This is a genomic window from Bradyrhizobium sp. WSM4874, from assembly GCF_055811835.1.
Window position 1 is genome coordinate 1 of record NZ_JBVVPR010000082.1, and the last position, 12,114, is coordinate 12,114.

Genomic DNA, 12,114 nt, shown 5'->3' on the forward strand with positions numbered 1-12,114 from the left:
TGCCTTGACTGACCTGCTTAACAAACATGCGCCTCATGCCGAGCGTATCGGCTTCGAGACCGGTGCGATGGCGAGTTAGCTATGGCATGAACTGTCATTCGGCTTGCAATATTGGCTCTGACGCAAATTTGGTGCAGCACTGGTCATGTGGCGCCGATTAGCCGAGCCTGTAGCAAGCCGAGCTTGGCGCGTCCGTTCATTTGGCGGTTGACCAGTTTGAGCTTGGTGATCTGGCCTTCGGTCTGTCCGTTGGAGCATGACGTCGTGATCGCTGCGCTGACAGCGGCCTTGTCCTTGATGACGCCATTGGCGAAAGACATGACGAGGCTTGCGCGCGCTCGTTCCAACCATGGTTCAAGCTCTCCGCGGGCCTTCTTGCGGATGATCGCATGGAAAGCGGCTATGATCTCTCGAGCTTCCACCAGAAGTGGAACGCCTTGCTCGATGGCCGCAATGGTGACGGTTTCTGACTTTGATAACGTATCGCGGCCATTGGTCATCAGGCGGGCGATCGTTCTCGCGGATGGTACGCGCTGCAGGCTCTGAGCATCGGGCGTTTCGGCACGCCGACGGCGTGTCGCCCATTCGGCAACGACCCGCACCGAGCCTCTAAATCCCTGCGCCTTGAGGCGACGCCATAGTGGCGCTACAACCGTGATCACCGTACGTCCCACGAGCAGGACCAGTCTCTGTCCGGGTTGCGGGACCACTTCAGCGAGGATTCATAGCCGATATCAGCGGCGCCTCACCGATCTGCCGCTGGCGGGGCGGCAGGTTCGCCTGGTGGTCGTGGCGCGCCGCTTTCGCTGCCTTACTGTTTTGTGCGATTGGCGTATTTTCACCGAGCGCTTCGATGACGGAGCTCTGGCACCGTGGGCGCGGCGAACGACCCGGCTCGATTCGAACCGGCATCAAAAGTGCCTAACGTGGTCGCGTAGAGAGGCGCCACAAAGGAAGGACCATTGATATGCCGCACCGTCATCCCTTGTTCAACCAGAGAAAGATCTTGCAGCCCGGGCCGTTCCACATATGAGTCAGAGCCAAATTTGCAGACGATGACGTAATTGCGGTCAGCGTTCGAGGCACGAAAGCTCCGTTGTCGTCGAGCTCTCGCAATCAAGCCATTCGGAGGAGCTGTCATGAGGCAATACGTCAGCCTGGATGTCTCGCAAAGAGAGACTTCGGTTTGCGTTGTCAACGAGACTGATCAAACGATTTTTGAAGGAAAGGCCAAGTCTGATCCCGGCGATCTGTCCAAGCTGCTTCGTAAGCATGCGCCATTGGCGGAGCGCATCGGCTTTGAGACGGGCGCGATGGCAAGCTGGCTTTGGCACGAGCTTCGTAAGGTTGAACTCCCCGTCGTTTGCATCGATGCTAGGCATGCACACGCAGCACTGTCGGTCCGCATGAACAAGAGCGACCGGAATGATGCTCGGGGCCTTGCCGAACTGGTGCGGGTTGGGTGGTATCGAGAAGTCAAAATCAAGAGCGAGGAGAGCCAGAAGGTTCCAGCGATCCTTGTCGCGCGATGCCGCCTTGTGTCCATACGCCGGGATATTAAGAACCAGGTCCGCAGTCTAATCAAGGAATGTGGGTTACTATTCCCTCGTGCGATTGGCCAACAGTTCCGTAACCAGGTCGGCGAGCTATTGGGCGAAGATCATCAACTTCTCAACGTGATCGCGCCGCTCCTGTCGATTCATGAGCATATCTGCCAGCAGCAGAGCAAATTCGACGACGAGGTCCGCCGATTGGCGAAGTCTGACGAGACGACGCGTCGCCCGATGCCGGTCCCTGGTGTTGGCGTGGTGACTGCCTTGACGTTCCGCCATACGATCGATGACCCGTCCCGCTTCCGATCCGCCTCGGCAGTCGGCGCCTATCTCGGCCTCACACCTCGGCGCAACCAATCTGGTGAAGCAGACACTAGTGGCAAGATATCCAGATGGGGCGACAGGCTTCTCCGAACTTACTTGTTCGAGGCAGCGACCGTCCTTCTCTATCGGACCAAAAAATGGTCTTTCCTCAAGGCCTGGGGAGTGAAGCTCGCGAAGCGGATCGGTATGAAAAAGGCAAAGGTCGCCATTGCCCGCAAGGATCGCGGTGATCCTCCACTGCATTTGGGTCGATGGCACGTCGTTCGACTGGGGCCACGCGCCGGCCTAACCTTATTTTGTAAGCTCCTGGCCCGGTCCGCCGGGCCGGCGATGTCCCGCTGGGACGGTGGTCGCGGTGACCTCGGTCAATCGGCTGGCGGCGGCTCGTCCGCACGCCGTTGCAAACGATGAGGCACCCGATCCGGACATCATCATGAGGCGCTTGCGACCTCGGAAAGGACCATGACCCCAGCGACGGGCAGCGGATCGTTGAGATTTAGGTGACGGCTAGTCGACCAACACTACCGAGCTGGCTATCGATCTACTAGCCGCGCTCGCCCCGTCTCCGTAACCCCGACCCGCTTCAACGGGCCGAGCGCTACCGTCTTGCCGAATGGCTTCAAAAAGAGAGTTGACATCAGTCCGCAATTAAAGGGCCATGGCCCCTCCCCTGGGCACATTCTCACCGACCACGGCACAAATTTCAATAGAGCGAAAGTCATTGACTGCATTTAGACACCAATTGCCGCCGGGAGTGTACGTCTGTGGGTCGGGGTTACGGCAGTTGAAGCTGCGGCACCTGCTGGTAGGGGTAACTTGACTTTAGTGATTTGATGACTTGGATCGTGTCCCGTGGCGTGGATCTCGCCGCACAGTCGGCTCACCTGGCTCTTGGAGATGCCGGTCATGCCATGGCCTGCATCAGATCGTCGACCGAGCGGGTCGAAACGTCCTGCACATAAGCCTCCTGCACCACGGCGGTGAGCGCCTTCTAGGCCATGCGGCGCGGCTCGAGGAAGCCTGGAAAGTAGGAGCCCTTGCGCAGCTTGGGGATGCGTAGCTCGACGGCGCCGGCACGGGTCTCCCAGATCCGGTCGCGGTAACCGTTGCGCTCGCCAGGCGTTCGGGATTCTTCTCGCCATAGGCCGCCCCGGTCTGGCCTCCCACTTCCAGCTCCAACAGACGCTGGGCGGCAAAGCCGATCATCTCGCGCAGCAGATAGGCGTCAGGGGACTTCTCTACCAGCGTGCGCAGGTTCATCATGTCGTCGGTCATCGCTGGTTCCTCGTGCGTTGGCGTGTCGCAACCCGATCCTACCGGAGAACTGCCGGTGACCACCGCCAAAGCCGCCCGCCCGCTACGGCGCTATCGGGGGCGCGTCCGGGCGGCTTTGCTACCGAGCTACACCACCACCGGGGACACGACCATGATCCCGGCTCTGCAAATTTGAACAGGTCGGTAAGTGGAGTTTCTGCCTGACAGCGGGCACGCTGGTGCCTGCGAATCAGGAGCGACGATGAGCAGACGAGCACGCCGGAACCACACACCGGCTTTCAAGGCGAAGGTGGCGCTTGCCGCCGTCAAGGGGGACCGGACGATAGCTCAGCTCGCCGAGCAGTTCGGCGTCCACCCCAATCAGATTACGGCGTGGAAGGCGCAGCTGGAGGGTGCGCTTCCGGAGTTTTTGGACTTGGCGGCGCTGCGCCGGCGGCGCCTGCGATCGATGTGAGTCGCTGCATGCCAAGATCGGGGAGCTGACGCTGGAGAACGATTCCTAAGAAACGGCACCAGCTCCCGGTTCCAAGGGGTGCAGGACAAAGCCGAATGCCTTGGCACGTCGGTGCAAATTGTTGATCACTCGCGTCCGATAGCGTGTCTCATAGGACGAGGCCCCGGGATCGACGTAGTCCATTCCGTGACGCACTGCGTTATAGAACAGGACTGCTAGCTTGCGAGCCGTCGCGGTGACTGCCTTGCCTTGCCAATGCGGGACGACAGTCTTCTATAAATGGCGCCGAGCGCGGTATCAGTGCGTCCGACGGTTACGGCAGCAAGACCTAGAAGAGCTGCGGCCCGGCCGCCGGATCGGCGCGTTCGGGACGAGAGCATTTTGCCTCCGGAGACCTTATTGCTCGGTGCCAAGCCCAGCCAGGAGGTAAAATGCTTTGCACTTGGCCAGAGGTAAGGTCGTCGCCGCATTCTGCGATCAGCTTCAGCCAGAGGTAAGGACCGAGACCGTGATGGTGGTGACGTCCTTTCCGAGCAGCGCAAACAAGGACGCGCGGACGTCGAAAGCCAGAGCGTTCGCTTGATCGGTTCTGTTTCCGACGCCGCGAGACCGGCGGCGCTGATCCATAATCATGATCCCTATGGATAGTGAGTTCCTTCAACACACCTTCGATTCGGGCATGACAGGCAGATGCCTTCTCGTGATACGCGTCGTAAAGGGCGAGTGCCTGATCGAGCGCAAACAGATGCTCCGCGCGGTAGCTTCCGGTGAGCGCCTTCGCGATCGTCGCGACACTGGAGTGGCAACTGTAGTGGCGCAAGCACGCCAGCGTCTCAGGATCGCGCTCACCGGCACGGATCGCGCGAATGATGCGCAGGCCAGGTCGCGCCCGTGATGTCGGCCACAACGTGGTGGAGTTGAAGATTCATCTCGGTCAATGTTTTTTGCATATGCTGGATGTGTGAGGCGGCGTACTCCAGCAGACGTTCGCGCTGACGCACGTAGGCTCGCAGCTCCGCAATCGGCCCTTTGGGCCGAAAACTCGCCCGCAGCAATCCGAACGAATGGAGCCGCTGCAGCCATTGCGCATCGCTGACATCGGTCTTGCGCCCCGGCACGTGCTTGGCGTCGCGCGCGTTGACAAGAAACACGGAAAATCCCCGTGCATCGAGAAGCTCAAAGATCGGAATCCAGTAGACGCTGGTTGATTCCATCACGACGGTCTCGACTCCGCATTCCACAAACCACTTTACCAGTTGATCGAGATCAGCCGTGAAGGTGCCAAAACTGCGTACTGGCTTAAGTGCGTGATCAGGTCCTACGGCGGCCATGTGCATAGTCGCACCAACATCGATGGCAGCCGCGTTCGGGGGCACTATGGGCATGGTACGGTCGACCTTGGACTTCGCCTCCTTGCGGTACATCTGCAATCCTCCTGCTGACAGAGAAGGGCTGAGCTGCGCAATTGATCAGATTCCTAAACGGGATCGTCTTTGCGGCGTCGCCACTCTCAAGTCCGCAACAGCTCATGGATCAGGTTTTTTAACGGGGTTAAATGGCACCAAATCGTATCGGCCGCTCCCTTCCGAACGCAGTCTATCGCCGATTCGTTTCTATCCCACCGGGGGCGTGCAGCGCCAAGATCAGTTTTTGCGATGATCGACCGCGGGCTCGATCTATCGATCACCAGGCAGGCGGAAGTTTTGCAGATCAGCCGCGGCAGCGTCTATTACCTGCCGCGCCCGGTGCCGGACGCCGATCTCGCGACCATGCGGTGTCTCGATGGCGGCATCTGGAGTTTCCCTTCGCCGGTTCGCGCATGCTGAGAGGCCTGCTGGCTGCCGAGGGGTGCAAGATCGGCCGCCGGCATATCAAGACGCTGATGCGGCGGATGGGGATAGAGGCGCTCTGCGCGTCGTTCACTCATGCGGATAGCCCATGGTCTTTGGCCCTGTCACACGCCAGCGATACCAGCCAGGCCTTGGCCTCAGGCGTGATCGTTGGCTCCTTGCCTGGTCGCGGACGATCATCGAGGGCCACCAGCTGGCCATCGGCCAGTGCTCGCGCCACACAGCGCTGATTCAACCCGCTCCACCGCAGGTTTCATGGAATCGCTCGTATAATTGGCGTGGTTGCGTTTGCGAACGGGGTTATAATAGATTTACGAGATGCGGTAGTGGCCATCTCGCTTCTGCATCTGGACGATGACGTCGACAAGAAGAAGCAGCAGCGAGCGGATATCGTCGCGATGAAGGTCAGGGCCTTCGCGCTTTCCTTTCACCAACAAGGTCAGTTGCTCGAAGGCGAGCCGGGCCTGTCGGCATGGACCGTTGTGATGGACCCGGACATTCGGAGTTCATATTCCTCAAACAGAAGAACGCCGTCCCATCGCGAAGGTCCTGCAGCAGGAGCCCCTGGCCGTATCCGCAAGCACGCTATCATGAGAGTATCGACAACGTCACTCCTGACGATGTTTACTCTCGGCAGAGCTGAGGCGATCGCAATACCATCGCAAACCGCCGCTTGCAGCATCAATCGCAAGCAGCTTAAACTCTAACCCCTGATGAGCCAGATCCTCCCTTCTTGAGACGCCTGATCAGTCTCAAATGTTCTGACGACGGACAATCCTTACGTAGTTTCTGGAAATGACCTACATCAATGATTGCTACCTTGAGAGACGAGCAGCGCAGGATTATCCGGCTGTTCGTGCCCCCTGTGAAGGAACGCTTTCGTTCTGGCGAAGATCAATATATCGTGGCGGCGGCGCCACCCCAGCGATAGTTCACGCGGACCACACCGATATCGACGTCCTGACCGATACGGGCAGTCCCTGCAAAAGCGCCCACCGGAACACCCGGGATTCCTGTTGAAAAAAAGAAGTCTACGTCCCGGTGACCCATGAACAGATGGTCGTACTCAACGCCGATGGACCAGTTCGGAGCGAGGGCAAATTCCAGGCCCGCCCCTACCGTGCCGCCCCAACGAGTTTCGCTGCCGTTGTCAAAAGTCAGCCCGGTCGCAATATCGGAGACCCGGTATTTGTCGTGGACAACCGCCGCGCCACCTTTCACATAGAGCAGCACGTTATTCCAGGCATGGCCGACTTGGCCCGTGAACAGGCCGAATGCATCAAGCTTGGACTCATCCTGGACGCCTGCAAAAGCGAGATTGGCGCTGGAGCCCTTGAAATCGGCCCAGTTGCCCTGCGCCTCCAGGCCGAACACCGAGTTCGCTATCTGCCAGCGATAGCCGATTTGACCGCCGACCGCGCCTCCCGTCGCATTATGGCACCCCATGCTGACGGGCGGAGCGACGACCACGCCGCCAGAATTAAGCAGGTCCCAGCACTGATGCGCGGAGCCGCCGCCGCCATTCATGCCGATGTAGAAGCCGCTCCAATCATAGATTGGAATGACCGTCGGGGGCGCTTTGACGTAGGATCGCGGGGCCAGATCAGCGGCAGAAGCAGCAGCAGCTAGCGCAATGAAGGCTACCGTGCCCAGCAGGATGTCTTTCATCTCCAAACCCAGCTTCGTATCGACTTCCTTGATGATGTATTAAGGAGGATTCCATGTGACCATCTTCTCCATCAACTCCCAAGGGAGGTAGTTGACTGGGGCGCAAGCGTTGCCTGAGCATCCGATGGATGGTCAAAAGTGCGGGTCTGGCCGGTCCCGGATGCTGTGGCCCGCAGGAACGCACTTGAGCCAATCTGTTTAGAACTTTGACTGCGAGGGCCCGCAGACCATCTTCACCGAGCTCCTCGATAGATACACGCGAGCCGACAGTGATATTCGCCCGACCTTCCAGAACACTGACACGGCTGAAGTGGATCTCCTGGCGTCAGCGCTCTCAAGGAAGCCGAACTCGCCGCCTGGATCGATCCGCTCCACAGCGCCAACCGGCTCTCCTTCAGGGGAATTTATATGGCCGCCGCCCATCAGGTGCTCTTGCATCCGTCGGCAAAGGAGATCCCCCACCGCGACGCGCGAATAGTGTTTCCTGATCATCGCATCGCGACCGCCAGCGCGCGGCTTTCGCTTTGCCCGGCAAGGCTTCCGATAACGCCAGCCGGTTCAATTCGAGAAAGCCGTTCCACGCCGTATCGCGAAAAGTCTGCGAGCATCGGCAACAATGCGTGTTCGGCAAGATCGCCATTGCCCGCTTGCCTCGTGGAGAGGGCACGGGCAATGTCGGGTTCGCGATTGCCGATCGGGAGACCGCACCATTGCGACCGGCAACCCCGTCGAGGTGGGCGGAATCGATGATCCGCAGCCGGTGACCTTCCGATTGCTTATGGACCGCAACCTCCCGCATGCCGTGGCCGATGCGCACCTCGCCGGCCGCAACCGTCACCGCGCGCGCTCGCCGATCAGCCGCCACGGGACCGAGTAGCTGTTCGTGTCGATCTCGACGGCACAATCGTTGCCGACGCCGCGGGCCGGTTCGCGCAGCGATCCGAACGACCCGCCGAGCGGCTTCAACCGGTGCGCCTCGTCAGGCGCAAAGCGAGATCGGCGCCCAGCCGGTCGTGCCGTGGATACGTACGTTCGCCACCTCACGCTCCCACTCTGGCGAGATGCGGCTCGAATGCCTCCCAGCTCGCGAAAGGAATGCCCCGCGATCGCGTTCTTCTTCACGTAGCCGACACCATTCTCCGTCTTACCCTTCGTGCGCGCCCGATACGGCGCGCAGGCACGAGGACGGAACCCCAGTGCTTCGCGAACGCGATGAGCTTGTCGTTAAACTGAACCGACCGGCTCACCGCATCGTGGCGCACCACGAGCGCGTGGGTTGTCCATCAGCACTTCCTCCGGCACGCCGCCGAAGGTCGTGAATGCACTCTCGAGCCCGGCGAACCAGAGCTCTTGCTTCTCGCCTCGAACGCACGAACATGCAGCCGCCGCGAATGCCCGAGTGTCGCCGAACACGAATGCTTTGATCTTCACCTCGCCGACCTCGACCAGACGCTCGCCGAAGTTGATCTGCAGCTGCCGGCCCGTGGGCATCTCGAACGGTGTCGTCGCCAGCGCTTCGGCCGTGAGCGCTTGGCGATAGGACTGCACGGCGCGTTGCAGCGTTCGCCGGCTGGCTGCCACGCCTTTCTGGGCCAACAGGTCCTGGTGCACCACATCCGCATTGCCGTGATGCCGAATGAACTTCTCGCGCAGCCAACCTTCGAGATCATCGAGCCGCTTCGGGCGCTCAGGCGACTTGAACGCCTTCACCCCGCCCGCCACCACGTAGTCCCACCCGCACTCCCTCAGGCGCATCATCTCCGCCACGTCATCCGGCGTCTTCATCACCTGCCCCCGGGGATCAATCCACGACGAGCCTCTTTCTTTCACTCTCTCCTTGGCTCATCCAAGGAGAGAGCAATTCCTCGTGACGCCGAGGGAGCAGTTTTCCATGGCGCGCAACACCGCCCATGCACTTGCCGCGTGCCCAGGCGCCAACGAATAAATATTTAACGGCTGGACCTATTGCGGCCAAAGCTCCGGCTCGACGGGAAACGGATTGGTCGGGTTGGCTAGCCTGTGACTGTCAAATCCCAGTTCCGGTAGTTGAACAAGGGCGCAATATCATCTTGAACTCTCCTGCCAAGGTTCAAAGTCGAGCTTGACGAATGATAAGGGTTTCTCCTCGAGATCATTTCGGCGTGCTCCGGCCAGCCCAGCTTGTCGCCGTCCAGGGTCGCTGGTTCGAGTGGCTGGACATTCGCACCGAGACTTTCGCCCAGCTGCGCGATCCGGTGACGCTCGAACGAGCCTGGGTGCCCGTGAGCGCGATTACCGTTCCGCCAAAACCAGACTGGGCACCGACACATCCCGCGGTGGCCCAGGCCGGTCGCCCCATGAAATGCCGGGACCGCCCTGATTAGTATCGCATTTCTGGAGCGGATCAAGGTTCATGCGCTCGACCTGACCATTGGTCCAGGGATTGCTTGTTTCAAGTGTTTCGCCGCGGCGGTCTGCAATTATATCCGCCGCAGCCTCACCGACACGATCCGTCGGCGACGGGGTGCTCTTATCGACTTGTGAGCTGGTCCCGATTGTCAGAACAAAGTTTCGCGAGGCTGCCTTGGATCAAACTGAAATTGGTGGTCCGAAACGTCAGGTCACGTCCAAGTGAGCCTGTTGACGGCAGCGCGAATGATGGAGCCAATCGATCTTGTAAGAGGCCTGATAGAACGTACCGACGTGTCGTAAGTCCGACAGTCCGCGTCAGAGACGCTTGGTCGTTTCTTCGCTGCTCCGCGCGCCATAATCATCATGGCGCGCACGGTATCGGACGCTGATTACGCTAGAACGACCATGCGAGAATGTAGGGTGCGGCATGCCGCTGGGCTAGCGTTGATCGCGATGCGGCGGATTTGTAAGTGACCGTTGGATCGAGCAAGTCAACCATAACGTCCCCAACGTCGGACCGCGGATCTGCAGAACGCGCTCGAGCCACTCATCATCAATAATGATGCGTCTCTTCGGGTGATCCTGTGACGACGGCTATGTTTTGTCCTCGCGTTAGCGGATTAACTCTGACGCGCTTTGTCGTCCATTGTCTAAAGGCCTCTCTCGCTCGCACTTTCGACGGGAGCGCAAACAAGTTGCAACCCCGACGTTCCTCAAGATAGGTTATGCGAAACAATGACTTAGAAGGAGAAAGAGGCCCGGGAGCGTGAGCTCGACCGGGCCTCTAAAAAAGCTTGCCCCGAAGGTGTGCAAGTGCAGGGACCAAGCGGGGCTTACCCGGATATAATAGGGCAACTTGGAAGAAAGTTCAATGCAAAAGAGCCCCGATGCCGACTTTTGAGGATGCCCTATCGGCGGACCGCTTCAGCACGTACCGGCTTTGGGCCGCTCAAGATCACGCGTTAGCCAGACGACTATACACCTTCAACGTGCAGCTGTCAGCCGCGCTGTACGGTCCCCTACATATGCTCGAGGTCGCCCTGCGCAACGTCGCTGACCGGCGCCTAATCGCCACGCGCGGCGTTGACTGGATGGACGACCCGGCCGTCCTGGTCACGCCCTATCAACAGAGCTGCGTCACCAAGTCGCGCGAACAGCTCAAGCGTGACCGGAAGGCCGGCACGCATGGCCAGATGGTCGCCGAGCTCAATTTCGGATTCTGGAGCTCGCTGTTCGGCCGCCAAAGCACCCATCTGTGGGGCAATGACCTACGGCCGATTTTCCAGACAGGCAAGCTACAGCGTCACTCGATCGCTTCGCAGCTCTCGGATTTTCGCGGCCTGCGTAACCGGGTCGCTCACTACGAGCCGATCCTCGCCCTCCCCCTCGCCCAGCGTTACGCGGACATCGTCACGCTGACCGGATGGCTTTCGCCCAGCGCAGTCGCGTGGATCAACGACACGTCGACGTGGCCCACAATCTACCCTGGCATTCCGATTCTGGTCGTCGACCCGACCACGGGGGTGACCAGCGTCGCACCTGGCGTGTTGCCTCACCTGCCCGCATGACCATGCGGCTTCGCGAAGCGCCGATTTTTTGCCGGCTGTGAAAGTGGGCGAAACGCGCGCTTAGCGCGCCCGCGCTGCGCCAAATCCAAGGATTCAGCTCTATCTACTATCTATCAGGAGGTCCTGAGCTAGGGCATTATGCCGTAAGCCGGATTATGCCGCATGGCGGAGTTTGACGGCGGTTACGCCTGCTCTTGGCCATGCGGTAGTTCGGCATAATCGACCAGATAGCGCGCGGCCTCGTTAGCACGCAGCCGGCCATAACCGAATGGATGCGAATTGAGCGAGGGGCAAGATGGCTATCGGCTGCAAGCATGAATACAGCCGTCCCGTGAAATTCAACGTTCCTCGCTTTTGAGGCAGACGAACATCCGTCAAAGTGCCCCCAAAACGGACATGGCGAAGACTACCCTCGATTGTAGGCCCACGCCAAGATGGCGGAGCCGCTTTGCGCCAACGAAGGTTCGATATTTCGGGAAGCTCGAGAAATTGAGCGAAGGACCAAATCACCGGAGCGGACTGCTTCTTGCTCAGATGAATAGCTTGGTCATCACCCAGGTAGAGCGCGACATGTCTGTCAATCGGCGTTCGACTGGGACCCCCTATCGGCATCCAAAAGGGGGTCTGACTCATTTCTGATGAAGTTTGCCGGCGACTGTGGTTCTCAAACGGAGAATCAGCGCCATGCGGACGGGCTTTCAGATCTCATCGCTAGTACCGAGTGGTTTGGTGTTTGATGGCGTAAGTGACTCAATTGATTCGCTTATTCTGGCAGTTAGGTCGGAAGCTGCGGAGGCTCGGTGCCCTTTGTGCGCGACAGCATCGCGCCTAGTCCATAGCCGTTAGATCCGGCACGTGGCCGATATGCCGTCAGCGGGCAGAAAGGTGCGCCTCCGATTGCTCACGCGGCGCTTCACATGTGAGGCGCCGCATTGCCGCCGTCGGATCTTCGCAGAGCGGTTCGGAGAAGACGTCGTTCCGCTTCGACGGCGTCGGACGGCACGGCTCGAACACATCGTCCATCACCTGGG

3 protein-coding genes and 9 pseudogenes are annotated in these 12,114 nt (G+C 59.7%); 6 read left to right on the plus strand and 6 right to left on the minus strand.

Annotated elements, in window-relative coordinates:
- Positions 1–143: 143 nt before the first annotated feature.
- A pseudogene (locus AC0L3P_RS38070) lies at positions 144–641 on the minus strand (transposase); the annotation flags it as partial.
- A 13-nt stretch (positions 642–654) separates the two neighbouring features.
- Between AC0L3P_RS38070 and AC0L3P_RS38075 the strand changes: the two are divergent.
- Both AC0L3P_RS38075 and AC0L3P_RS38080 read left to right on the plus strand, forming a co-directional pair.
- Positions 655–966 (plus strand): transposase family protein, encoded by a 312-nt coding sequence (locus AC0L3P_RS38075; RefSeq protein WP_473309187.1) that lies wholly within the window; start codon positions 655–657, stop codon positions 964–966.
- Between the two features lie 173 nt (positions 967–1,139).
- Positions 1,140–2,166 (plus strand): annotated as a pseudogene (locus AC0L3P_RS38080) (IS110 family RNA-guided transposase).
- A gap of 571 nt (positions 2,167–2,737) precedes the next feature.
- On the opposite strand, the pseudogene AC0L3P_RS38085 reads toward AC0L3P_RS38080, so the two are convergent.
- Positions 2,738–3,152 (minus strand): annotated as a pseudogene (locus AC0L3P_RS38085) (transposase); the annotation flags it as partial.
- 241 nt (positions 3,153–3,393) lie between these two features.
- On the opposite strand from AC0L3P_RS38085, the pseudogene AC0L3P_RS38090 reads away from it, so the two are divergent.
- A pseudogene (locus AC0L3P_RS38090) lies at positions 3,394–3,649 on the plus strand (transposase); the annotation flags it as partial.
- Positions 3,650–3,651: 2 nt separating this feature from the next.
- Here the strand turns inward: AC0L3P_RS38090 and AC0L3P_RS38095 are convergent.
- Positions 3,652–5,030: pseudogene (locus tag AC0L3P_RS38095) on the minus strand (IS110 family RNA-guided transposase).
- A 222-nt stretch (positions 5,031–5,252) separates the two neighbouring features.
- On the opposite strand from AC0L3P_RS38095, the pseudogene AC0L3P_RS38100 reads away from it, so the two are divergent.
- Positions 5,253–5,515, plus strand: a pseudogene (locus AC0L3P_RS38100) (IS3 family transposase); the annotation flags it as partial.
- Between the two features lie 252 nt (positions 5,516–5,767).
- On the opposite strand, the pseudogene AC0L3P_RS38105 reads toward AC0L3P_RS38100, so the two are convergent.
- The 3 genes and pseudogenes from AC0L3P_RS38105 to istA form a co-directional block, all read right to left on the minus strand.
- Positions 5,768–6,051: pseudogene (locus AC0L3P_RS38105) on the minus strand (P-type DNA transfer ATPase VirB11); the annotation flags it as partial.
- Between the two features lie 299 nt (positions 6,052–6,350).
- The gene (locus tag AC0L3P_RS38110; RefSeq protein ID WP_473309188.1) at positions 6,351–7,124 is read right to left on the minus strand and encodes an outer membrane protein; all 774 of its coding nucleotides are present in this window, start codon (positions 7,122–7,124) and stop codon (positions 6,351–6,353) included.
- 661 nt (positions 7,125–7,785) lie between these two features.
- Positions 7,786–8,909, minus strand: a pseudogene (gene istA / locus AC0L3P_RS38115) (IS21 family transposase); the annotation flags it as partial.
- Positions 8,910–10,402: 1,493 nt separating this feature from the next.
- Between istA and AC0L3P_RS38120 the strand changes: the two are divergent.
- Entirely contained in the window at positions 10,403–11,083 is a 681-nt protein-coding gene (locus AC0L3P_RS38120) for a hypothetical protein (protein WP_473309189.1), read from the plus strand.
- A 684-nt stretch (positions 11,084–11,767) separates the two neighbouring features.
- Positions 11,768–12,114 (plus strand): annotated as a pseudogene (locus AC0L3P_RS38125) (transposase family protein); the annotation flags it as partial.